This is a genomic window from Streptomyces sp. NPDC000348, from assembly GCF_042898795.1.
Lineage (GTDB): Bacteria > Actinomycetota > Actinomycetes > Streptomycetales > Streptomycetaceae > Streptomyces.
This window is the reverse complement of record NZ_JBIAZD010000037.1, coordinates 1-22,262: the sequence shown is the minus strand read 5'-3', so window position 1 is coordinate 22,262 and position 22,262 is coordinate 1. Positions and strand designations below refer to the sequence as shown.

General features: G+C 69.3%; 19 protein-coding genes and 4 pseudogenes. 16 read left to right on the top strand and 7 right to left on the bottom strand.

Annotation, left to right across the window (positions count from 1 at the left end):
* On the top strand, positions 1 to 177 hold a 177-nt coding region (locus ACFY3N_RS35735; protein ID WP_390820948.1), incomplete at its 5' end, for an IS3 family transposase.
* A 49-nt stretch (positions 178 to 226) separates the two neighbouring features.
* On the top strand, positions 227 to 1,213 hold the full coding sequence (locus tag ACFY3N_RS35730) for an alpha/beta fold hydrolase (RefSeq protein WP_390820947.1): 987 nt from the start codon (positions 227 to 229) through the stop codon (positions 1,211 to 1,213).
* Positions 1,214 to 2,252: 1,039 nt separating this feature from the next.
* Here the strand turns inward: ACFY3N_RS35730 and ACFY3N_RS35725 are convergent.
* Positions 2,253 to 2,772 (bottom strand): annotated as a pseudogene (locus tag ACFY3N_RS35725) (transposase); the annotation flags it as partial.
* Positions 2,773 to 3,008: 236 nt separating this feature from the next.
* On the opposite strand from ACFY3N_RS35725, the gene ACFY3N_RS35720 reads away from it, so the two are divergent.
* From ACFY3N_RS35720 to ACFY3N_RS35705, 4 genes are all read left to right on the top strand, one after another.
* On the top strand, positions 3,009 to 3,641 hold the full coding sequence (locus ACFY3N_RS35720) for an RNA polymerase sigma factor (protein ID WP_390820946.1): 633 nt from the start codon (positions 3,009 to 3,011) through the stop codon (positions 3,639 to 3,641).
* Positions 3,638 to 4,726, top strand: coding sequence for a CU044_5270 family protein (locus tag ACFY3N_RS35715; protein WP_390820945.1), 1,089 nt, complete (start codon positions 3,638 to 3,640; stop codon positions 4,724 to 4,726). The genes ACFY3N_RS35720 and ACFY3N_RS35715 overlap by 4 nt, the downstream gene beginning before the upstream one ends.
* A 301-nt stretch (positions 4,727 to 5,027) precedes the next feature.
* Positions 5,028 to 5,762: a DUF4240 domain-containing protein gene (locus tag ACFY3N_RS35710; protein WP_390820944.1), complete on the top strand. Its 735-nt coding sequence runs from the start codon at positions 5,028 to 5,030 to the stop codon at positions 5,760 to 5,762.
* A 348-nt stretch (positions 5,763 to 6,110) separates the two neighbouring features.
* On the top strand, positions 6,111 to 6,269 hold the full coding sequence (locus ACFY3N_RS35705; RefSeq protein WP_390820943.1) for a hypothetical protein: 159 nt from the start codon (positions 6,111 to 6,113) through the stop codon (positions 6,267 to 6,269).
* Between the two features lie 138 nt (positions 6,270 to 6,407).
* Here ACFY3N_RS35705 and ACFY3N_RS35700 read toward each other — a convergent pair whose 3' ends face one another.
* Positions 6,408 to 6,605 (bottom strand): hypothetical protein, encoded by a 198-nt coding sequence (locus ACFY3N_RS35700; protein WP_390820942.1) that lies wholly within the window; start codon positions 6,603 to 6,605, stop codon positions 6,408 to 6,410.
* A gap of 123 nt (positions 6,606 to 6,728) precedes the next feature.
* Here ACFY3N_RS35700 and ACFY3N_RS35695 point away from each other — a divergent pair, with 123 nt between their 5' ends.
* From ACFY3N_RS35695 to ACFY3N_RS35685, 3 genes and pseudogenes are all read left to right on the top strand, one after another.
* A complete protein-coding gene (locus ACFY3N_RS35695) occupies positions 6,729 to 9,074 on the top strand; it encodes a tetratricopeptide repeat protein (protein ID WP_390820941.1) in 2,346 nt (781 codons plus the stop codon).
* 99 nt (positions 9,075 to 9,173) lie between these two features.
* Positions 9,174 to 9,296 carry a hypothetical protein gene (locus ACFY3N_RS35690; RefSeq protein WP_390820940.1) on the top strand — a complete coding sequence of 41 codons (123 nt, stop codon included), beginning with the start codon at positions 9,174 to 9,176 and terminating at the stop codon, positions 9,294 to 9,296.
* A gap of 64 nt (positions 9,297 to 9,360) precedes the next feature.
* Positions 9,361 to 9,792, top strand: a pseudogene (locus ACFY3N_RS35685) (alginate lyase family protein); the annotation flags it as partial.
* 34 nt (positions 9,793 to 9,826) lie between these two features.
* On the opposite strand, the gene ACFY3N_RS35680 reads toward ACFY3N_RS35685, so the two are convergent.
* The 3 genes from ACFY3N_RS35680 to ACFY3N_RS35670 form a co-directional block, all read right to left on the bottom strand.
* A complete protein-coding gene (locus ACFY3N_RS35680; RefSeq protein WP_390820939.1) occupies positions 9,827 to 10,852 on the bottom strand; it encodes a polyprenyl synthetase family protein in 1,026 nt (341 codons plus the stop codon).
* Positions 10,849 to 11,889 carry a tetratricopeptide repeat protein gene (locus ACFY3N_RS35675; protein ID WP_390820938.1) on the bottom strand — a complete coding sequence of 347 codons (1,041 nt, stop codon included), beginning with the start codon at positions 11,887 to 11,889 and terminating at the stop codon, positions 10,849 to 10,851. The genes ACFY3N_RS35680 and ACFY3N_RS35675 overlap by 4 nt, the downstream gene beginning before the upstream one ends.
* Before the next feature lie 259 nt (positions 11,890 to 12,148).
* Positions 12,149 to 12,298 carry a hypothetical protein gene (locus ACFY3N_RS35670; protein WP_390820937.1) on the bottom strand — a complete coding sequence of 50 codons (150 nt, stop codon included), beginning with the start codon at positions 12,296 to 12,298 and terminating at the stop codon, positions 12,149 to 12,151.
* A gap of 974 nt (positions 12,299 to 13,272) precedes the next feature.
* Between ACFY3N_RS35670 and ACFY3N_RS35665 the strand changes: the two genes are divergently transcribed.
* Positions 13,273 to 13,665, top strand: a complete 393-nt coding sequence (locus ACFY3N_RS35665) for a hypothetical protein (protein ID WP_390820936.1) — start codon at positions 13,273 to 13,275, stop codon at positions 13,663 to 13,665.
* A 73-nt stretch (positions 13,666 to 13,738) separates the two neighbouring features.
* On the opposite strand, the gene ACFY3N_RS35660 is transcribed toward ACFY3N_RS35665, so the two are convergent.
* Together ACFY3N_RS35660 and ACFY3N_RS35655 are read right to left on the bottom strand one after the other, a co-directional pair.
* On the bottom strand, positions 13,739 to 14,977 hold the full coding sequence (locus ACFY3N_RS35660; protein WP_390820935.1) for an IS701 family transposase: 1,239 nt from the start codon (positions 14,975 to 14,977) through the stop codon (positions 13,739 to 13,741).
* A gap of 121 nt (positions 14,978 to 15,098) precedes the next feature.
* Complete coding sequence (locus ACFY3N_RS35655) at positions 15,099 to 15,680, bottom strand: helix-turn-helix domain-containing protein (RefSeq protein ID WP_390820934.1); 582 nt, start codon at positions 15,678 to 15,680, stop codon at positions 15,099 to 15,101.
* 86 nt (positions 15,681 to 15,766) lie between these two features.
* Here ACFY3N_RS35655 and ACFY3N_RS35650 point away from each other — a divergent pair, with 86 nt between their 5' ends.
* The 6 genes and pseudogenes from ACFY3N_RS35650 (at position 15,767) to ACFY3N_RS35625 (ending at position 22,105) form a co-directional block, all read left to right on the top strand.
* Positions 15,767 to 17,161 carry an MFS transporter gene (locus ACFY3N_RS35650; RefSeq protein ID WP_390820933.1) on the top strand — a complete coding sequence of 465 codons (1,395 nt, stop codon included), beginning with the start codon at positions 15,767 to 15,769 and terminating at the stop codon, positions 17,159 to 17,161.
* A 343-nt stretch (positions 17,162 to 17,504) separates the two neighbouring features.
* Positions 17,505 to 18,743 (top strand): annotated as a pseudogene (locus ACFY3N_RS35645) (IS1380 family transposase).
* Between the two features lie 235 nt (positions 18,744 to 18,978).
* Positions 18,979 to 19,844 (top strand): IS5 family transposase gene (locus ACFY3N_RS35640; RefSeq protein WP_390820932.1). Its coding sequence is split into 2 segments (ribosomal slippage): positions 18,979 to 19,321 and positions 19,321 to 19,844, totalling 867 coding nucleotides; the frame shifts between segments, so codons are not numbered across the junction.
* Positions 19,845 to 19,906: 62 nt separating this feature from the next.
* The gene (locus ACFY3N_RS35635) at positions 19,907 to 20,623 is read left to right on the top strand and encodes a VOC family protein (RefSeq protein WP_390820931.1); all 717 of its coding nucleotides are present in this window, start codon (positions 19,907 to 19,909) and stop codon (positions 20,621 to 20,623) included.
* Positions 20,624 to 20,690: 67 nt separating this feature from the next.
* Positions 20,691 to 20,948 (top strand): annotated as a pseudogene (locus ACFY3N_RS35630) (aldo/keto reductase); the annotation flags it as partial.
* A gap of 248 nt (positions 20,949 to 21,196) precedes the next feature.
* A complete protein-coding gene (locus tag ACFY3N_RS35625; protein ID WP_390820930.1) occupies positions 21,197 to 22,105 on the top strand; it encodes a hypothetical protein in 909 nt (302 codons plus the stop codon).
* The last annotated feature ends 157 nt before the right edge of the window (positions 22,106 to 22,262 follow it).

Sequence of the window (22,262 nt, the reverse complement as noted above, 5' to 3'; positions counted from 1 at the left end):
CGGGCCGAGGCGAACCTCGCACTCTTCGAGTACATCGACGGGTTCTACAACAGCCGGCGCATCCAGAAACGCCTCGGCTACCTCAGCCCGGTCGAATTCGAAGAGAAGCACTACGCCGAGCAGGCAGCGACCGAACGAGCGAACCTGAAACCCCGCCAACCTGTCCTGACCAGCTGATCAGCCCCTCCCGAGCAACGGGGGAACCTCAAACCGAGGAGAAGCCCCTATGCAGCACGAGTCGTCCGCCGCACTCCGCCACCGCACTGTCGAGGCCTCGGCCGGGCGCCTTCACCTGGTCGAGCAGGGCACCGGCCCGCTGGTCCTGCTCGTGCACGGCTTCCCCGAGTCCTGGTATTCTTGGCGCCGCCAGCTCCCAGCCCTCGCCGCGGCCAGCTACCGGGCGGTGGCGATCGACGTGCGCGGCTATGGCCGCTCCTCCAAGCCTGCGGAGACCGACGCCTACCGGATGCTGGACCTGGTGGAGGACAACGTCGCCGTCGTCCGTGCCCTCGGCGAGGAGAACGCGGTGGTCGTCGGCCACGACTGGGGCTCCAACATCGCCGCCACCTCCGCCCTGCTCCACCCCGAGGTCTTCCGGGCCGTCGCTCTGCTGAGCGTCCCGTACGCGCCACCCGGCGGCCCCCGCCCCACCGACATCTTCGGCCAGATCGGCGGCCCCGAGCAGGAGTTCTACGTCTCCTACTTCCAGAAGCCCGGCCGCGCGGAGACGGAGATCGAGCCCGACGTGCGGGGCTGGCTCGCGGGCTTCTACGCCGCCCTGTCCGCCGACACCATGCCCGCCCAGGGCGAGCCCGACCCGCACTTCGTCGCCCACGGCGGCCGACTGCGTGACCGTTTCCCCACCGGCCCGCTCCCGGCCTGGCTGACCGAGGAGGAACTCGACGTCTACGCCGGAGAGTTCGAGCGCACGGGTCTGACCGGCGCCCTCAACCGCTACCGCAACATGGACCGCGACTGGGAAGATCTCGCCCTCCACCGCGGCGCCCCGATCAAGCAGCCGTCCCTGTTCATCGGCGGCGCCCTGGACGCCTCCACCACCTGGATGTCCGACGCTATCGACGCCTTCCCCACCACCCTCCCCGGTCTGACCGCCTCCCACCTCGTAGAGGGCTGCGGCCACTGGATCCAGCAGGAACGCCCCGAGGAGATCAACCGTCTGCTGACCGGCTGGCTCAACACCCTCACGGGCTGAACCGCCAGGCGCGGCCGAGGGCTTGGGTACACGGAGCGGTTCGGCCCGCGTACCCAAGCGCAGCGGCTACGGCCGGGCGCTGCGTGATTCTCACAGATGACCAGTTGCGAGAGTTCTGCGAACACCTCGGGGCCGCTCACGAATCCGCAGGTCGCCGTGCGCATAACCCCTCGCAAAACCAGCATGCTGTGCGAGACGGTTCTGACAGACTGCGCGGGTGGACCTGACCGAAGGACCTGACTGGTGCGGAGGTCGTTCCTGGGCCTTGACGGTCCGGGCCCGGCGGCGCCTACCCCGCCGGGCCCGGACCCGAGGTGCGGAGCTGCACGCGGCTTCTGCAGCGCGCGTCCGGCTCGGCCGGGCCTTGATGGTGGCGCCCGACTCCTGCTGCTCCCGGCTTCGTGACGATGTGGTCGCCGTACCAGCCGTGGACCGCAGGTGACCACCGTCATCGGTGGGGCTCGGACGCTTGGCCTCGGGCTCGTCGGAGCAGCCTGCGGCGAGGAACAGTGCGGCCGGGGCGGCAGCGGTGAGTATGGAGCGACGCAACGGGGTCTCCCGGGAGCGAGGACGGGGCGCCCGACCCTGGTGTCAGGGCCGGGCGCGGGGCTGGGACCTGTCTGACAAATGATCTCTGCCAAGCTTCAACGGCCGTCGTTGAAGGAGGAGCATGGGGATCGAACTGGAACTGCACTCGGGGCGGCCCGCGCGAAAGAGAGCGTCTCGTGAGACCGTCCTGCGAGGGTCCTATCAGCACGGTGCAGCGCTGGCACGTGCATTGAGCTCTCTCGACCGGCACAGCTCGGGCAAGCTCGGCTGGATCGATCCGTATGGCGACACACTGTTCAACGAACAGGAAGCTCACGTTGCCCAGCAGGAAGTTGCTGCCCTGACCCACGGGTGCACGGACGAAGAGCAGAAGGCAGCCCTACTTGACCTCGCCGACCTTCTGCGACGACGCCGGGCAGCTATCTGTGGTTCATGGGCGAGTGACCGTAGAGGGTCTGTCAAACGAGCTGTGCAACTGGGGTAGTTGGGGCTACCGGCGGGCTGCTGACAGGCGGCCGTCGAAGGTGATGTCGAAGGCGCTCAGCGCGGTCTTCCAGCGCATGGTCCAGCGGGCCCGGCCCTTGCCCGTGAGGTCGAGGGACATGATCGCCATGTAGACGCACTTCAGGGCGGCCTGCTCGTTGGGGAAGTGCCCGCGGGCCTTGACCGCCCGCCGGATGCGGGCATTCACCGACTCGATCGCGTTGGTGGTGCAGACGATGCGGCGGATCTCGGTGTCGAACCGCAGGAACGGGGTGAACTCTTCCCAGGAGTTCTCCCACAGCTTCACGATCGCCGGATACTTCCTGCCCCAGGCGTCGGCGAACTCGGCGAACCGCTCCATGGGCGGCTTCCTCGGTCGGCGCGGTGTAGACGGGCTTGAGAAGCTTGGCGATCTTGTCCCAGTCCCGGCGGGCTGCATAGCGGAAGGAGTTCCGCAGCAGATGCACCACGCAGGTCTGCACGATGGTCCGCGGCCAGACGGTCTCCACCGCTTCGGGCAGGCCCTCGGCCTGGGCCCGGCTCACCAGCTCGTCGTCCACGGTCTTCGCCGACATAGCCACTGCCGACTCGACAGGGTCCTGCTTGGCCACGTTCTCACTGGTCATCGATGCATCCTCCATGATCGGGAGTTACACCGAACGATTTACAGTCCCGGAGAGATTCCCCTGTGGAGTTGTGTTGGCTCGGAAGGGGTGTGACGCAGGCCACGGGAACCCCGGCGGGGCTGCGGAGAGTACATGGTGTGAGAGACACAGATCGAGATGATGAGCTACGTGCGCGCATAAGAGCCGGGGACCGCGATGCGTTCGGCACCCTGTACGACGCACACGCGCGTGCGGTGTACAACCATGGGCTGCGGCTGACCGGGGACTGGTCGCTGGCGGAGGACATCATGTCCGAGACGTTCCTCGCCGCGTGGCGGACCCGAGCTTCCCTGAACCTCGAGGGCGGGTCGCTCAGACCGTGGCTCCTGGGGATCGCCACTCATAAGGCGCACAATGCCACACGCCGCCTGCGCCGACAGCGCCTGTTCCTCTCACGCCAACCGGCTCCACCTGCGGTCACGGACTTCGCCGAGGAGAGCGCGGGCCGGATCGACGACGCTCGCAGGCTGGCCGTGGTCCGCAGCGCCCTGAGCGGACTGCGCAGCCAGGACCGTGAAGTTCTCGTCCTGTGCGTGTGGTCCGGCCTCACCTACCAGGAATGCGCCGAGGCACTGGATATTCCCCTGGGCACCGTGCGCTCCCGGCTCGCGCGCGCCCGCCGACGGCTCGATCGGCTCAGCGCAAAGAACATGGAACTGCACGGCCCCCGCGGAGAGGTAAAGAAGCAGGCCGCATTCGCGGCCGCGCGCTCACAGGAGGAAAACCGATGACTGCCTCAAACCGCCATGACGGTTCCGGCGACGACGCCGCACATCTGCGCGGGCTGTTGCCGGACGCACCCGAATGGGACCTCACGCCCACCCGCCACCTCCACCACCGGAACGTGCTGCTGCGCGAGATCGACCGGGAGCAGACGGCTGCCCCCACCCCGGCGACGCCTGCGCTTCAGCGGCGGTGGCTGCGTCCGGTCTTCCTGCTGCCCGCCACGGCCATGGCCCTCGCCGGCGCTCTGATCCTCACGCTTCCCGGTACGGAGCAGGAACCTGGCGCCAAGGCAGAGGCGACCGACGCGAAGCACGCCGCAGCGAACGGCGTAGTGCTCACGCTCGACCGCATCGCCGCCGCGTCCATGGAAGTCGACGTCAAACCGGTCCGCGACGACCAATTCGTCTACGTCCGAAGCCTGGTCCGCAGCAACGAAGGCACCTTCGACGGCCCGGTGAAGCTCGGCGCTCCACACCGCCGCGAAATCTGGGTGTCGCAGGACTCCGCACCGATCACTCGCACCGGGGTGATCCGTGAGTCCGGAAAGGGTGTTCCTATGTCTGGGCAGCGGATTCCCATCGAGACGGCCGCCCCTGACGGCAGTGCCGAGCAGGGAGTCCCAGCCGGAATCGACCGGCCCACCTACCAGTGGCTGGCCAAGCTGCCCACCGACACCGACGCTCTGCGTAAACTGCTCTACGCCCAGACCCGACCCCTCGAAAACGAATCGAAGGACCAGGCCGTCTTCAGGAAGATCGGCGATCTCCTGAACGAAACAGTCATGCCGCCGGCCAATGCCGCGGCCCTGTACAAGACCGTCGCCACGATCCCAGGCGTGAGCGTGACCCCCGACGCCACCGACGCTGCCGGGCGCCACGGGATCGGAATCACCCGCGAGGAGACCGGCACCGCGAGCCGAGACGAGTGGATCTTCGACCGAAACAGTTTCACACTTCTCGGCTCGCGCTCCTACCTCACGCACACAGCCGGGACCAAGCCCTCCACCCTCTACAACAGCACCGCCATCATGGAAACCGGCGTCGTGGACCGGGACGACCGCGAACCCACGGACAAGCAAAAGACGGCCTGAACAACGGGACAGCGCGCACCCTCGCCCCGACAGTGACCGAAGGCCCCTGCAAGGTGCGATCCCAACAAGTCGCCCCTCGTCGGTGATCGTCCCGCCCGATGGCCCCGCCGACCCGCGCACCATGGATTCGGACGGGTGCATCCATCGGCGTGGGACGGGTAGGCGGGTGACGGTCTCGGACTGTTCAAGTTCCTCTGATGGGAACCTTTGAGAATGGCTCTGTCCGCAGTTCCGTGAACGGCCAGGTGCCGGCAGGGTGGCCAGGATCGATTGTCATCGGGGCGTGGCAGAGTGCGCGGTCATGGAGATCGACACGTTCTGGGACGTCATCGAAGCCGCGCAAGCCGGGGCTGCCGAAACAGGCGAGCCATTCGACGAGGTTCTCGTCAAGCAGCTCGCGGATAGACCGCGGCAGGAGATCCTGGAGTATGCGGAACGCTTCGATGAGCTGCACGACGCCCTGTACCGCTGGGATGTGTGGGCGGCTGCTTACCTCATCGGCGGCGGGTGCTCCGACGACAGCTTCATGGACTTCCGCGCCGGTGTGATCGGCTTGGGCTGTCAGTGGTACCAGCGCATGGCCACTGACCCCGACAGCCTCGCTGCGCACCCTGATGTGGTTCAGGCTGCGAACCTCCGAGACCGTTCCGAGGTGCTGTTCTACGGGGACGTGAACTATGCAGCCAGCGGGGCGTTCGAACGGATCACGGGTGATGCGGATGCCTTCTATGAAGCCTGGCACACTTTCCGCGGGGCTGATACAGAGGGCGACAACGCGGTTGATATGGGCGAGGATTTTGACTTCGACGACGACAGGAAGATGAGCCGTACGCCATCGCTGTCCTGGCCCGTGTGCTGTACGACGCCTCGTGGAGTGCGATCGGGAAGCGTCTCGGCGTTGACGAGGACGAGGCACGCAGCCATTACACCGGTGGTGTCCTTTGGCTGCGCAAGCAGTCGACGGCGGCAGAGTGGGAAATACTCCGCAGTGACGCCGGGCAGGGGGAAGCGATCGATGAGGGCTTACGCATCCTGATCCGCAAGTGGCGGCTGGACGAGTTCGCTCCGGTGTGCGCGCAGTGCGGTCGTCGCTGCAAGCCGGTGGTACTCAGGCTGCTGACTCTCCACAACAAAGGCGGGCGCCCTCGTAAGTACTGTTCAAACGCCTGCAAACAGAAGGAGCACCGCAGACGACATCGGTGAGACGGCATGCAGCGGCCAGCGGCGGACGTATCCCGCCCTGGCCCGGTGTACGACGGCTGGCGTCGACGATTGCCTGCCAGGCAGGCGCAGCGACTGGTGGGCGCCCGGCCACCAGACACAGCCCTCAGGCAGGCTTGCCCACCCCGCTCGTGCCGCAGGACAGGAGTTCGTACCCGACCTGGTGCGCGGCGACCGCTCCACCGCTCCCGTGCTCGGCCCGCCCAGCATGGTCTCGGTCTGCCACCACATCCAGCATCAGCACCATCCCGAGATCGGCACCGTCCCCCTTCCCGCCTTCACCCTGGTCGGCCAGCTACGGCAGCTCACTGCCCTGCTGTAAAACCATCCACACACCCATGCCATCTGCTACGCCCGGCTCGGCCACGGATCACATGGCCGAGCCACGAGCGGCCGCCTTCAAAAGCAGCGACCGCGACTTCTACCTGGACTTCGCTGTCCGCCCGCGAGCAGTGCCGGGTCAGGTGAGGAGGGCGGTGAGGGCGCCGGCCGCCGTGACGGCGAGGGTGAGGACTGTGGTGAAGGCGGTGGCGGCGCGGGTGAGGGCGGTGGGGTAGGTGGCGCCGTCCAGGCGGGCGAGCTTGCCCGCCCCGGCGGCGGCGAGCACGGCGACGACGACCACGAGTGCGGTGGTGAGGAGGACGAGCGCGACGTTCACGGCAGACTCCCGTCAAAGAGTTGGGGTGTTGACGTGGACGAAGGTGGCGGAATCGGTGTGCGCCGGGGTGCGCCGGGATGAAGATGAACACCGGCGAACACCTCACCACCCGCGGGGGCGCGCGTGCACGACGAACGGACCGATCACACTCCGGATGCGGCGCTGGCCGAACTGCGCAAGAAGCTGAGCGACGGGCTGGCCCGGGCCCGGTTGACCAAGACGCAGCTCGCCGCCCAGGCAAGGCTGGGGCGCACCACCGGGTCGGAGGCGCTTTCGCCCGAGAAGCCTGTGCCGTCTGCGGAGACGGTGGCGGCGCTGGCCCGCGTACTGAAGTTGCCGGTGGAGGAGTTGCTGGAGTTGCGGCGGGCCGTGTCCGAGGAGCCGGGCACGGTCACATCGAGCGGGCCGGGGCGGCCGGTCGGCCAGTGGGATCCGTACGCGATGGAGGTCCACCCGGCCGGCAGCGCCCAGAACGGTTCCGGCTCGCCCGGCCAGCGGCCGCTGCCGGGCTATGTGTCCCGCGAGCATGACCGGATTCTGGCCGAAGTGGTCCGGGACGCTGCGGCCGGCCGCAGCCGGATGCTGGTCCTGGTCGGCTCCTCCTCGACGGGCAAGACACGGGCGTGCTGGGAAGCCGTGCAGCCTCTGGCCGGGCAGGGGTGGCGGTTGTGGCATCCCTTCGACCCCACCCGCGCCGAGGCCGCCCTCGAGGACCTGACCCGGGTCGCCCCCCGGACTGTGGTGTGGCTGAACGAGGCCCAGCACTACCTCGGCGACCCGGGGCCCGGGGAGCGGATCGCTGCCGCGCTCCACGGCCTGCTCACCATCCCCGAGCGTGGGCCGGTGCTGGTGCTGGGCACGCTGTGGCCCGAGTACGCCACCGAGTACGCCGCTCTGCCCGCCCCCGGTGGGCCGGATCCGCACAGCCGGGTGCGAGAGCTGCTCTCCGGCCGCACCGTGCACATCCCCGAAGCCTTCGACAACCGTGCCCTGGCCGAGGCGAGGATGAAGGCTGATCGCGGTGACCGGCTGCTGGCCGGCGCCCTCGCCCGCGCCGGCAAGGACGGGCGCCTTGCTCAGGACCTTGCCGGAGGCCCCGCACTCCTGGAGCGCTATCAGACCGGCACTCCGGCCGCCCGAGCACTGCTGGAGGCAGCGATGGACGCCCGCCGCCTCGGCGTCGGCCTCCACCTGCCACAGGCCTTCCTCACCGACGCCGCCGCCGACTACCTCCACGACACCGACTGGAACCAGCTCACCGACGACTGGGCAGAGAAGGCCTACGCCGAACTCGCCGAACACGTCCACGGCAAGCACGCCCCGCTGAGCCGCATCACCCCGCGGCCACAACGACGCCCACCCGGCCCCTTCCCGGACAGCGCCCCCTCACCCCGCCCGACGGGGCCGGTGTTCCGCCTCGCCGACTACCTCGAGCAGCACGGCCGCACCACCCGCCGCCACCTGTGCCCGCCCGCATCGTTCTGGCACGCCGCCCACACCCACCTCACCCACCCCTACGACCTGGACAACCTCACCCGAGCAGCCGAGAACCGGCACCGCCTGCAATGGGCCCACCACCTCCTGCACCGCGCCGCCGACCACGGCAGCATGAACGCGCTGTACGATCTGGCCGAGCTGCGGGAGTGGGCTGGGGACTGGAAGGGTGCCGAGAGCCTTTACCGGCAGGCCGCCGACCACGGCAACACCAGCGCCTTGTACAACCTGGCCGAGCTGCGGGAGCGGACAGGGGATCGCGAGGGTGCCGAGGCCCTCGCCCGGCAGGTCGCCGCCGACGGTGACCCCGGCGTCCTGTTCCACCTGGCTGTGGGGCGGGAGCGGGCTGGGGATCGGGAGGGTGCCGAGAGCCTCTACCGGCAGGCCGCCGACCACGGCAACACCGACGCCCTGGCCCACCTGGCCGTGGGCCGGGAGGAGGTTGGTGATTGGGAGGGGGCTGAGATCCCGGCCCGGCCGGGGGTGGAGGGCAGTGACCCCGGCGTCCTATCCCACCCGGCTGTGGAGCGGGAGCGGGCTCGGGAGCATGCCGAGAGCCTCTACCGGCAGGCGGCCGACCAAGGCGACACCTACGCCTTGGTCCCCCTGGCCGAGATACGGGAGCAGGCTGGTGATCGGGAGGAGGCCGAGACCCTCACCCGGCAGGCCGTCGCCCACGGCATCTTCGAGGCCTTGTATCGCCTGGCCGTGCTGCGGGAGGCGACTGGAGATCGGGAGGGTGCCAAAATCCTTTACCGGCAGGCCGCCGACCGGGGCGACCCCAGTGCCCTGATCCGCCTGGCCGAGATGCGGGAGAAGACCGGGGATCGGAGGGGCGCCGAGACCCTCGCCCGGCAGGCCGTTGACCAAGGCATGAGCCGCGACCTTCTGAAAAAACCTTCCAGAAGAATCCACACAAGGTGGTGGCCCAACGGTCTGGACCCAGACGGCACGCCCACACCGCCCTGGCAATGATCTACACGCCACCCCTACCGGCCTATACCCATTCCATGCCCAGCTCCCGCACCGGGGAGTGTCTAATCAACGGCGGATCTGATGATCAAGGAGATACGTTTGATGACGGAGACCGCCGTGGAGAACGAGCAGTCCGAGCAGGTGCAGGCACCGTCGAGCGTGGTGTCGGACGAGCAGCTCGTTGCGATGCTGGTGGACCGGGCTCGGAACGAAGGGCTGTAGCTGACCGGTGAAGGCGGGCTGTTGCAGCAGCTGACCAAGCGGGTGCTGGAGTCCGCTCTGGAACCTGGCACGCTGTACCGTCCGGCAGGCGGCGACCACACGCATCATCCCGCAGATCGCCGCCGACGGCAGCCAGCCCCAGGAGCTGGCCCGCACCCGGAGCTGGCACTACTCCGCCTTCACCCTGGTCGCCCACACCCGGCTGGCCGCGATCGGCCAGCACGTGGGCGTGGACCTGTGGGGCTACGAGGGCCCGGACGGACAGAGCCTGTTCCAGGCCGTCGACTACCTGCTCCCCGCCGCCACCGGGGCCGCCGCCTGGCCGCACCCGGAACTGGAGTTCCACCGCTACGCCGCGACCGACGTCGTCCACGCAGCCGCCGACGTGGGAGACAGCCGGGCCCGTAAGGCCCTCGCTTCCTTGGAAGCGCCGCCGGGAGGCGACCTGCGGCTGCTGCGCCCGGCGCCGGAGCAGCTGGACTCGATCGCCGGATGAGCGTCGGGGCCCGCCGTCCGGGCCCCGAACCTCGTCACTGGCTGCGCACCACCACACCGTCCAGCAACGCCCGCAGGTCGCGGGCCGGCCGGGCGGGAGCCCGGATCCGGTCGAGCTCCGACAGCGCCGAGGCCCTGCACCGCCGCGCCATGGCGAGCGCCGCCGTGCGTCCCCCCGCTTCCTCGGCCAGCTCCGCCGCCCTGGCCACGTCCCCGTCCGCTTCGAGCAGGGCGGCGAGACGACGGGCGGCGGGGCGGCCGCTCTCCAGGGCGGACACCACCGGCAGGGTCTTCTTCCGCTCGCGCAGGTCCCCGTGCACCGGCTTGCCGGTGACGGCGGGATCGCCCCACGTGCCCAGCACGTCGTCCGCGATCTGGAAGGCGACCCCCGCCTGTCGGCCGGCCCGGTCGAGGCCGGCCACCACGGCGGGGGACGCGCCGGCGATCAGCGCCCCCAGGGCCAGCGAACAGCCCAGCAGCGAACCGGTCTTGCCCTCGGCCATGTGCCGGTACTCCGTGCTCCGCACGCGGCGTGGCCCGGTCCACGGGCGCCCCGCGAACAGCAGGTCGTCGGCCTGTCCGCGCACCAGGTCGCCCAGCGCCGCCGACAGCAACCGTACGCCCTCGATCCCGCCGACGGACGTGGCGAGGGTGTCGACGGCGAGCGCGAAGAGGGCGTCGCCGGCGAGGACGGCGGGGCCGGTCCCGTACGCCCGCCAGACGGCGGGACGGCTCCGCCGCACCGGGTCGCCGTCCATGATGTCGTCGTGCAGGAGCGAGAAGGTGTGCACCAGTTCCACCGCGACGGCGGCGGGCACCCCTGTCTCCGGGGGTGCTCCGGCGATCTCCGCACCGAGCACGGCCAGTGCCTGCCGTAGGCCCTTGCCACCGGGGGCGGTGACCGGCGCGCCGCCCACGTCGCACCAGCCGAAGGAGTAGGCGGCCATCTCACCGACCCAGGGGTGCAGTCGGCCGACGGCCTCCCGCAACGCCGGCCGGGTCAACCGCGCGCACCGGTCGACGATCTGGGCCGGTGCCGCCGGTACGGCTGTTACCGTCACGCGGAGACCTCCCCGTCCGGGACGAACTCCGCCTGGGCCCGGGTGACCATCTCCCGGGCGTGCCGCAGTCCGATCCGCTCGGTCAGACGGGCGAGTTCGGCGAGTTCGGCCGCCGTCGCGGCGCGGTCACAGCCCAGTCGGGCCAGTGCCTTGGCCAGCCCGAGCCGGGCCAGCGTCTCACCGCGCGGCTCGGTCATCTCACGGAACTCCGCCAGCGCGTCCCGGTACAGGTCACGCGCCTCGGCGTAGCGCCCGGCGCGGTAGAGGACGTTGCCCCGCATCTTGAGGTTGTAGGCGAGAGCGCTCTTCAGTTTCATCTCCCTGCACGTGGCCTCGGCCTGCGACAGCAGGGACAGGGCCCGCTCGGTGTCGCCGTCGCGCACGGAGACGACGTCGGCGAGGCCGCGCAGGGCCCAGGCGTGCCCGCGCCGGTCGTCGGCGCGGGCGGATATCTCGGCCGCCTCGGCGAACAGTGCGTGGGCGCTGTCGTACTGGCCGGTGTTGCGCCGCATCTGGGCGATGCCCTCCAGCGCCCAGACGGTGTGGCGGGCCTCCCCGCGCTTGCGGGCCTCGTCGAGCAGTTGCTCGTGCAGCCGGCCCACGGCCTCGTAGTCCCCCTGGATGCGGCCGGTCTCGGCGAGACCCGCCAGCGAGTACCCGCGGACGACGACGTCCCCCGCCTGCTCGCCGAGCTCGGCGGCGAGTGCGAGCAGCCGGCGGGCCAGCGGGAACGCGCCTCGTTGGCGGGCCAGAGTGCCGCCGCTCCAGAGCGCCCAGGCCATGCCCGCGAGGTCTCCGGCCTCCCGGGCCGTGCGGTAACTCGCCTTCCAGGCCCGCTCGGCCTCGCGTACCTGCCCGAGGCGCCGGTGCGCTTCGGCGACCGCCAGGCCCGTGCGCGCCGCCTCGGCGGTCCGTCCGGCCCGTACGGCCTCCTGCATCTGCTCGGTGCCGGCCGCGAGTACGTCCGCCAGCGGTGCGTTGACGGACAGGGTGGTGAGGGCGCCCTGGTACTCCGGGGCGAATGCCTTGCCGTACATCGAAGCCTTTCCGTTCGGTGGCCCGGACCCCCTGTATACGCATCGCGTATACGTCGGGTGTATAGTCCGGCGGCCGTCAGTCCCTCTGCTGAGGGAGGGGAGAGAGGGCTGCGGCCCATTCGTCGTCCGTCAAGACGGAGGATCTCGGTCCGGGGTTGCCTCCGCAGATCGACGAAAGGCGCGACGACACCGAGCGCACACACCAGCCGGGCGGTGGGCTCCTCCGCGAGCGAGGAGGCCCACCGCCCGCCGTCCTGCGTCAGCGGCTGCTCGTCGTCTCGATGTCGATGATGCGGTTGTACCGCTCCAGCAGCACGAAGAGCTTGGTCGTCCGGGTCCTCCCACCGCTGCCGAACGTCAGGGTGACCACGACCTCGTGGCCGTTGCCCACGGCGCCGTTGTCGCTCACGGTCCACCGCGTCGGGACGTTCTGGGCGCGCAGGACGCCGTCGGCACCGTTGCCGTTCTCCCAGGCCGCGAGCCGTGCGGCGAAGTCGGGCGTCAGGTAGTGCGCGCGCAGCGCCGTGGCCAGCGTCGCGTCCGGGTCGGTGCAGTCGCCCTTGGCGTCGATGTACGCGCTGAAGTTCCCCCCGAACTGGACAGCGAGTGTTTACGCTGCCGGGACGAGGTTCTGCCTGAGCAAGGATCTCGTTTCGAGACGCGTCGACGAACTCACACGGACCAACCAACGACTCGAAGACAGCCTCCAGCAGGCCACCGACGACAACCACGAGCTCCACGCCCGCGTGAGAATCCTGGAAACAGACCTGACCGCAGCACGCACCAGCCTGCGACGGATGATCCGAGAGGAGAACACAAGTCGCTGAGTAGGTGTTTTTGATCCCTGGCCGGGCGGTGTGCACGGCTGGATGATCGGCGTGTGGCGGTTGACGGTACGGCTCGGCGGTACTGCCGGGAATGTGGTGATCCGCTGCCGCAGACGATGGCGGCGGAGGCGGTTTTCTGCTCGGGTCGGTGCAGGTCACGGCGTTGGCGGAGGCTTCAGCGGACCCGGCAGCGGGTGGCCTCGATGCAGCGGGGTGAGCAGGCGGAGTGTCCGGTGTGCGGGCGGTCGTGGACGGTGGGGGTGGAGCGGTCGAGGGCAGCGGTGTACTGCTCGGACCGTTGCCGGGTACGGGCCCGCCGTCAACGGCGGGCGTCACGGAACACCGTTACGGAAACGCCGTAGCCGAACGCCTCACGAGCACCCCGCGTTCTGCACGCGGGTCGGTGACGACTGATACGCGCTTCGAGCGCCCCTGATTCACGCCCTGCCCCGGCGTGTCGCGCCCGCGTCACGGTGGACGGTGACCTGGGCCGGCGCCCCTCTGTCCGGTCACCTCGTAGTGGCCGAGCCGGGCCCGAGTGAGGACGGTGATCGTCATGACCGACGTGGCCGACCGGATAGGGAACGTCACCCGGCATCGTTACGAACAGCTCGTCTCCCAGGCGAAAGAGCTGATCGCGCAGGTCGCGAGGGCTCAGTTCACGCTGGGGGACATGGCGCTGGAGATCGAGCCGATGCGTTCGGTGGGCGGATCGATGCCGAACGGCACGGACGACCTGTTCACGGTGACGGAGTCGTTGCAGATATTCGCGGACGACATCGGTGTCGAACGGCGGACGGTGGAGGACTGGCGTTACACCGCCAACCGCAGTGCACAGCGGCCGAAGGAACGGGTTAGTACTCCAGCAGCGGTTCGCTATCTGGCCTGGTCAGAGGCACCTTCTTGGGTCTATTCGGCTGCCGTGGCGCCTGGTGCCGGAAGTTCGTGACCTCCACCGCGGCGGCGACGGCAGTGGCAGCGTTGTGCGGTTGCCTGGTGGCGGCGTCGCCACCAGGACCAGCTCAACGCGTGATCGGTTTGCCGCCGGTGTGTCGCCGGGGGACGGTGAACTGCCAGGAGCCGCCGGACTTCTGCCACGGTGAGGGGCGCAAGGTCACCGGAACCGTTCCTGCGGCCCCCCTTGCTGCTGTCGCGGTGGCGGACGTGGCCGAGAGGACCGCGTGGGCCAGCATGGCGAGGGTGATGTGCCGGTACCAGCCCGGATAGCGTCGGACCTCGTACTGGTCCAGGCCGCATTCGTTCTTCCCGGCCTGGAAGCACTCCTCGATCGCCCACCGGCTGCCGGCGATCCGGGCCAGCTCGGGAACCTCAGTTTCGACGGGTGCGTAGGCGAGGTAGTAGGCGATCTCTTCCGGGCGGGCGAGGCTGCGGCGGGCCGGGACCTGTCGGTCGTGCGTAGGGTGGTCGCCGTCGAAGTCGTAGACGGCCGGCAGTTTCGCCGCGGCCCAGTCGTAGACGCGCGGCCCCTTCGCTCCGTCACCGCAGGAGTGGCGTTCCCATGCCTCGTCCGGCGCCTGGGTGATGAGGCGGTCTATGCGGCCCGGCGCGGGGACGGGCTGGGATTTCGGGACGGCCAGGACGTAGCCGACGCCGGCTTCCTCGAGCATCCGCCGCAGCCGCCATTCCTGGCCGTAGGCCGAGTCCGCGGTCACCCAGGCGATGGGCAGTGGCGAGGCCAGGGCCCGCTGGATCATGGCTTTGGCCAGGTGGCCCTTGGTCGCGAAGCCACGGTCGTCGGGTATCTTCGCCGCCTCGCGGCGGTCCCGGTCCGCAGTCCAGGACTTCGGCAGATACAACTCCCGGTCCACCAGCGCTCGTCCGTGCCGGGAAGCGTAGGCGGCGAAGACCCCGATCTGGCAGTTCTCCGTGCGGCCGGCAGTTCCCGAGTATTGCCGCTGGGCGCCGGCCGAGACCGTGCCCTTCTTCAGGAAGCCGGTGTCGTCGAGGATCAGCACACCGCCCGGCTCCCCGAGCTTCTCGGCGACATACTCCTGCAGGTCATCACGCGCCTCGTCAGGACTCCAGCGTGCACGGTTCAGCAGATTCTGCAGGCCCGCAGGGGTGCGGTGGCCTGCGTACTCAGCCGGCTGCCAGCTGTTCTTCCGGCCCACCGGGCCGAGCAAACCGTTCACGTAGGCCCTCATCTGCCGCCGTAGGTCCACCCGCCCGAACCGGTGACCGACCCGGACGAGCACCTCTTCCAGTTCCGCCGACCAGACGTCGGGCCGCACATCCTGCATGACAATCACAACGGACCGCCACGGTGGAGGTTACGAACTTCCGGCACCAGGCGCCACGGCAGCCGAATAGACTCCCGACGGCGCCTCTGACCAGCAGAGATAGCGAACTGCAACTGGAGTATTAGGTCTCCGGTCCGGTACGGACGACGGCCTGGTCGCCGTGCGGGCCGAACAGGTGCAGGATCTCGACCGCGCTGTCGCGCGCGGGCCCGAACCAGTGGGGTTCGCCGGTGTCGAATTCGGCGATCTCGCCGGGGCGCAGCGTGACGTCGGAGCCGCCCAGGATCAGGCGGAGCTCACCGGCGAGGACGTAGAGCCACTCGTAGCCGGCGTGGGTGACGAGCTTCGGTTCGCGCGGGGCGAGCACCTGTTTGAAGACCTGCACGCGGCCCGGGTACTGCGTGAGCGGCACCAGCACGCTGCCGCGGTCCTTGCGGTGCGGGCGCAGATGCACCCGTGGGTCGCCGGTGGCCGGGGCCGCGACGAGCTGGTCCAGGGCGACCCGGTGGGCGCGCGCCAACGGGATGAGCAGGTCGAGGGTGGGGCGCCGGATGCCCGACTCCAGGCGGGAGAGGGTGCTCACAGAGATGCCGGTGTCCTGGGCGAGCGCCTCCAGGGTGAGACCGCGGTCGCGGCGCAGGGCGCGCAGCCGGGGTCCGATGCCGTCGAGGATCTGGGTGAGTTCGGCGTCCACGGTCTCCATTTTGCGGTCTCCGCAAAGACGCTGAGTGCGGACGGCCGACCGGTCCGAGCATGGCGGCACATGATCCCGACGGAAGGCGGTCGCCGATGACCACGACCTCTTTGTCAGCAGAACCCGGACTCGGTGCGCGCCGGCGCTGGACGGTCCTAGCCGTCTGCGCGCTCAGCATGTTTCTGGTGGGGCTGGACACCACCATCGTCAATGTGGGGCTCCCCGCGATCGGGGAGGGTCTAGGAATCAGCACGCGGGGCCTGGAGTGGGTGGTGGACGCCTACACCGTTGTCTTGGCCGCACTCCTCATCACCTCTGGCGCGCTCGCCGACCGCTTCGGACGTCGGCGGGTGTTCCGTGTCGGCCTGGTCGTCTTCGGGGCCGCGTCGCTGGTCTGCGCGGTGGCGCCGTCACTGGGTGTCCTGGTCGCGGCGCGGGCCGTGCAGGGGGTCGGCGCGTCGATGCTGAGCCCGGTGGCCCTGGCGATCGTGGTGAGCGCGATGCCCGATCCGAGGGAGCGGGCCAGGGCCATCGGGATCTGGGCATCGGTGTTCGGGCTGAGCATGGCGGCGGGGCCGGTCACCGGCGGGGCGCTCGTCGCGGCGTTCGGCTGGCGGTCGGTGTTCTGGGTCAACGCCCCGGTCGTCGTGGTCGCGCTGGTGCTGGTCGCGGTGTTCGTGCCGGAGTCCCACGGGCAGCGCGCACGGCGTCTGGACCTGGCCGGGCAGGTGCTCCTCACGCTAGCCCTGGGGGCGAGCGTCTGGGTACTCATCGAGGGCCCGCGCATCGGCTGGTCCTCTCCCGTGGCCGCGGCCGGCTACGTGCTGATCGCCGTCACCACGGCCGCATTCATCCGGGCCGAGAACCGCCGGAGTGAGCCGCTGATGGACCTCGGGCTGTTCCGGCGGCCGGTGTTCGCCACGGCGGTGCTGGGCGCTATCGCCGTGTTCGTCGCCCTCAGCACGGCCCTGCTGCTGAACACGCTCTACCTCCAGCACACCCGCGGTTGGACCCCTCTCGCGGCCGGGCTCGCCACCCTGCCCATGGCGCTCGGCGCCACCCTGTGCGCGCCCTGGGCCGGCAGCCTGGTGGGCCGCCTCGGGCCACGGCGCCCGCTGCTGCTGGCCGGCGCGTTCATCGCGGCGGGCGGGCTGTGTCTGGCCGACCTCGGCCAGGACACCGACGTATGCCTCCTGCTGACGGCACAGTTGCTGATCGGGATCGGGTTCGGCTTCGCCAACGCACCCCTCACCAATGCCGCGGTCGGCGGCCTCCCCGCCTCCCGCGCGGGCGTGGCCGGGGCCATCACGTCCACCGCCCGCCAGGTCGGCTCCGCCGTCGGGGTGGCTGTCGCGGGGGCCCTGGTCGCCGGAGTCGGACCGGACGGACTGGCCCAGGCAGCACGTCCCGGCTGGCTGCTGGTGGCGGCCTGCGGGCTGTTCCTGATGGGTGTGGCGCGGGCCGCCGCGCCGGTACGCCGGGAGGCGTGACAGCCGAGCGGCCTGCGAAGGGCCACGCCCCGGGACACCAGCCCGGCTTTGGGCACCGGCTACGCCGCCCCTCAGCCGTCGACGAAGGACAGGTTGCCGACGTCGTACCGGGAGCCGACGATCCCTTCCGCCGGTCTGTGCGGTGATCCATACGAATCGCCCTAGCAATTCCGCCCACGGCTCCGAGGACCACGACCGCAGTGGCGCGCCACTTCTCCTAGCCTCGCGCTTTCACGAGGTGGGGCGTCCGAGGCTTGATCAAATAAGCGGAGAGTGCTCCTGACCTGCAACGGTGGGACTTGTCGAGGGTCCTGTTGGCTGCATGGAAAGAAGCACTCTCCAGGTGAAGAAGCGTATCGGGTCCTACCCGCGTGTCCGCATCGAGGGCGGCGGCCGGGCGGTGGTCTCGCAGGCCGGGGGCGTGCTGCTGGTCGAGACCGTCCGCAAGGCCGGCCTGGACACCGCGATATCGAAGGCGCTGGCGCCGTGGCGGAGGGCTCGGGCGGTGCACGATCCGGGCAAGATCCTGCTGGACGTGGCGCTGGCGGTCGCGCTGGGCGGGGACTGCCTCGCGGATGTCGACATGCTGCGGGCCGAGCCGGTGGTGTTCGGGGCGGTCGCCTCCGGCCCGACGGTCTCCCGCCTGATCGACTCCCTTGCCGCCTCGGGGGAGAGGGCCTTGCGGGCCATCCGTTCCGCGCGGGCCGAAGTACGCGGACGGGTCTGGCGGTTGGCCGGCCGGGAAGCGCCCGATGCGGGCGGGGCGGTGACCATCGATCTGGACGGGGTGCTGGTGGTCGCGCACTCGGACAAGGAGGACGCCGCACCGACGTGGAAGCGAACCTATGGTCATCACCCTCTGATGGGGTTCGTCGACCACGGGCCGGGCGGCACGGGGGAACCGGTCGCGGCCCTGCTCAGGCCGGGCAACGCGGGCTCGAACACGGCCGCCGACCACATCACCGCCGCCCAACTGGCCCTGGCTCAGTTGCCGAAGAAGTACCGGCGCGGACGCCGGACCCTGATCCGCACCGACTCCGCGGGCGGCACCCACGACTTCGTCGCCTGGCTCGCCCGGAGGGGGCGGTAGCTGTCCTAATCGGTCGGCATGGTGATCACCGACGCGATCCACCAGCACGTGCTGAAGGTCCCCACCTCGGCCTGGGCACCGGCCGTCGAGGCGGACGGCGAGATCCGGGACGGGGCTTGGGCCGCCGAACTCACCGGCGATGTCCTGGACGGCTGGCCGAAAGGCATGCGGCTGATCGTCCGGAAGGAACGGCCGCACCCTGGGGCCCAGTTGCGGCTCACGGACGCGGACGGCATGCGGCTGACCTGTTTCGCCATCAATACCTCGGGTCGGCCGATCGTCGAGCTCGAGCTCCGTCACCGACTGCGGGCGAGGGCCGAGGACCGAACCCGACGCCTGCGGCTTCGGCTGTTCAGCGCGGCCGGGCAGCTCGTGACCACAGGCCGTCGGCGGATCCTCCACCTGGCCCAGCACTGGCCCTGGACCAGCCGCATCACCGCCGCCCTCGACGCCGCCCTCGACCGGCTCGCACTCCTGCCGAATCCCGGCTGACCGACAAATCTCCCGTCCCTACGACAGCAGCTCAACACCCGGAGCAGTGGAACCCGGCGCCACCCCGAGACGACACTCGGGCTCTCGGCCTGCCCGCCCCCAGCCCACGGCACGAAAACGGTCCACCGACTCCGTCGGCGGACCGTCACGAAACTTCGAGGTTAAGAAGTCCTAACGAAATGATCTTCGAGGTGATTGGATCGCTCCAAAAGACCGACGATCTGGGGGGTGCGGGGTGGCACGGCCGAAGCCGTGGGAAGTCGACGATGAGCTGTGGGCAGTGATCGAACCGCTGCTGCCCAAGATCGAGCGCCGGACCCGGCATCCAGGGCGCAAGCGGCATCCGGACCGGCTGGTGTTCCAGGGCATCCTGTTCGTGCTGCATACCGGGATCGCCTGGGAACATCTGCCGCAGGAACTCGGCTTCGGCTCGGGCATGACATGCTGGCGCCGCCTGGCCGAATGGACCAAGGCCGGCGTGTGGCCTCAGCTGCACCAGGCCCTCCTCACCGAGCTGCGCGCCGCGAATGCCCTGGACTTCTCCCGGGCGGCGGTCGACGGCTCCCACATCCGGGCGTTAAAGGGGGAGCCAAGACCGGACGAAGCCCCGTTGACCGGGGCAGGACGGGCAGTAAGCATCATCTGATCACTGACGCCACCGGCATTCCGCTTGCTGCCGCCTTGACCGGTGGCAACCGCAACGATGTCACCCAGCTGATCCCGCTCCTCCAGGCCGTGCCGCCGGTGCGGGGCAAGCGTGGCCGGCCCCGGCGCCGCCCGGACGTGATCCTTGCTGACCGCGGCTACGACCACGACAAGTACCGCCGTCTGGTCCGGGCCCTTGGCGTGAAGCCTCTGATCGCCCGCCGCGGCACCGAACACGGCTCCGGACTCGGCGCCCAACGCTGGGTCGTCGAGCGTGCATTCGCTCACCTGCACTGGTTCCGCCGCCTGCGGATTCGCTGGGAGATACGCGACGACATCCACGAAGCGTTCCTCACCCTCGGATGCGCTCTCATCTGCTGGAGACGGCTAGTGTCACTGCATGCGCAGCACAGACCTGCGGCTTCCCGCCGGAGCTCTCGCACGGCTAGCAGCTGAAACCCGCTTGCGCAGTCGCCCGGCGAGCCGATACCCAGCACTCGAAAGACAAGGAGGACACGATGACCGCCCTCGGTTCGTTGAACGAGTTCTGCTGGATGGACCTGAAAACCCGCGACCCATCCGGCACCGCTGCCTTCTTATCGCAGGCACTGGGCTGGTGTTTTGCAGTAGATGAGGAGGACTGGCGCCAGGCCACCAAGATAACCATCGGCGGGTACCAGATCGGCGGCGTCAGCGACCTTGCGAACCCGATCTACCCGCCGGACACGCCCGCCCACGTCGCCTACTACCTGGCCGTTGATGACGTCGACTGCCGCGCCGAAGCCGCGACGGCGAACGGCGCGCGTCTTGTCGTGGCTCCCTTTGACGCGGGTGATCAGGGCCGTACGGCGACGTTGATCGACCCGGTGGGTGCCGCTTTCTCCCTGTGGCAACCCCATGGGTTCACCGGGTGGAAGTTCCCGCCCCGCTTGGCAGGCGCCCCACACCACATGGTCCTGGCCTGCGGCCAACCGGACCGGGCCCGGGACTTCTATCACCAGTTGACAGGCACTCCTCTCGCGGCTGCCGCATTCATCGCGGCGCGTGAACCCATCGCTGCCCCGCAGTGGGAACTCTGCGTCGGGGTCGATGACCTGGAGGGCGTCATCTCCCGCGTGCAGATCGGTGGCGGTGGCCCGAGCCTCGCTACCCGGATCCGAGAGACCGACCAGTCCAATCTGAGACTGCACAGCCCAGAAGGGCTGTCATTCCGAGTTCAATCTCTGGGGCAATGACGCCTGGACCACACATGGTGCCGTCGGACCACGCTAAAGCCGACGGCACCTCATTTCGTTAGGACTTCTAAGGCGTGAGGCAGCCGCAGACCAGGAGCACGACGCGCGCGTCCACTCCGTCGCCCGCGCCCATAATGCGACGCCGGCCCAGATACGGCTCGCCTGGACCTTCCACCGCGGTCCGCACGTGCTGGCCATTCCCGGCACCACGAACCCGGCACACCTCGACGAGAACATTGCCGCCGGAAGCCTGCGTTTGACCGAGCAGGAGTTGGCCGTCCTCGATAAGCCAACCAAGGGCACTGCCAGAGCCTCAACCGTCTGATCGTTTGAAGCCTCAATCCCGCTGACAAACGATCTACTCCACAGACAGCCGCCCACGACCAACACGAGCACCCCGACAGCCGGTCACACCAGCCCTTTAACCTGCGACTTCAAGTTGGCGAAGGCTCACTGCTGACCACCCTCGGCCTGACACAGGAGTGGCCCGCGTACGCATGGCCCGTACTGGCCGTCCTCCTCGTCGCAATCCCCGCTGCGATCTTCAAGATCGCTGCGGCGCGCCGTGGCTCTTTGCCCGTCGACCTCGAGGAACAACGCACTGCGCCGCCCGTCGAACGCAGGGAACATCACGTCAGCCGCGTAGCCCTGCCCAGCCACTGGACCGACTACGACTTCCTGTTCTCGGCCACCGTCCGGTGGTATCCCCTCGAGGCGCCCGGCAACGATCCCGTCCTCAATCCAGCCGGCCTTGCCGTCGAAGCAGTCCTGAACCGCGCCCGAGCGATCACCGAGCAACGGGCCCCCGGCCGCCCCTCGCTCGTCCAGCACGAACTGAGCGGTGCACTCAGCAGAATGCGCCCAGACCCCGCCGGACACCTTCAAGTCATGGCGGAGGACATCACACTCGTCCTGCGCGAACACGACCAAGAGCGGCTGGACAGACTCGCCGAAGTACGCAAAGACAAAGCGGTCTGGGAGCACCAGCGCAAGTATGAACAGAGTAAGCGCGCATACCTGAGCGAAGACGTGCTCAAGGACACCGGAAGTGCGGTCGTCTGGTGGCTCGCCAAGAACGACGACCACGTGGAAAAGACCGTGGCGGACATCGGTCTGCTAGCCCAGCTCACATCCGCCGCCAACGACACCGACGTGCCCGAACGACTGCGTGATTTCATACCCCGACCGCACAGTGAGAGCCCTGGCTTGGATCTCCTGCAGGGATTACCCGCTCCCTTCGAACCACAACCGACAGCCGCGGACCACTTCGAGACCTTCCTCAACAGCATGGGGTTCACGGACGGAGACGTTCGACGGACGATGCTGGCCAAACAGATCGCCGACATCATCAGGACACAAGACCAGCACGAGACAGCTGAGGACCTACTGCGCAGATTCGATCCGCCAGCGAGTTTCACACCGGACGACGGTGAGCCGCCAGCTCCCGAAGACAACACGATCAATGAGAAGCCCGAAAACTGACTTTTTAAGGAGAATAATGGACAGTGAGCTGGCCGCCCTCGCCGCATCCGGAGCAACCACCCTAGCCTCGATCTTGCGTGACGGTCCGCCGACGGAGTCGGTGGACCGTTTTCGTGTTCTGGGCTGAGGTTGGGCAGGGCGAGGGCCCGAGTGTCGT

Excerpts from the sequence above, each read along its gene's own strand:
- ACFY3N_RS35730 (WP_390820947.1), top strand. The coding sequence starts at position 227 with ATGCAGCACGAGTCGTCCGCCGCACTCCGCCACCGCACTGTCGAGGCC.
- ACFY3N_RS35715 (WP_390820945.1), top strand. The coding sequence starts at position 3,638 with ATGACTGCCTCAAACCGCCATGACGGTTCCGGCGACGACGCCGCACAT.
- ACFY3N_RS35710 (WP_390820944.1), top strand. The coding sequence starts at position 5,028 with ATGGAGATCGACACGTTCTGGGACGTCATCGAAGCCGCGCAAGCCGGG.
- ACFY3N_RS35675 (WP_390820938.1), bottom strand. The coding sequence starts at position 11,889 with ATGTACGGCAAGGCATTCGCCCCGGAGTACCAGGGCGCCCTCACCACC.
- ACFY3N_RS35665 (WP_390820936.1), top strand. The coding sequence starts at position 13,273 with ATGACCGACGTGGCCGACCGGATAGGGAACGTCACCCGGCATCGTTAC.
- ACFY3N_RS35660 (WP_390820935.1), bottom strand. The coding sequence starts at position 14,977 with ATGCAGGATGTGCGGCCCGACGTCTGGTCGGCGGAACTGGAAGAGGTG.
- ACFY3N_RS35655 (WP_390820934.1), bottom strand. The coding sequence starts at position 15,680 with ATGGAGACCGTGGACGCCGAACTCACCCAGATCCTCGACGGCATCGGA.
- ACFY3N_RS35650 (WP_390820933.1), top strand. The coding sequence starts at position 15,767 with ATGACCACGACCTCTTTGTCAGCAGAACCCGGACTCGGTGCGCGCCGG.
- ACFY3N_RS35635 (WP_390820931.1), top strand. The coding sequence starts at position 19,907 with ATGACCGCCCTCGGTTCGTTGAACGAGTTCTGCTGGATGGACCTGAAA.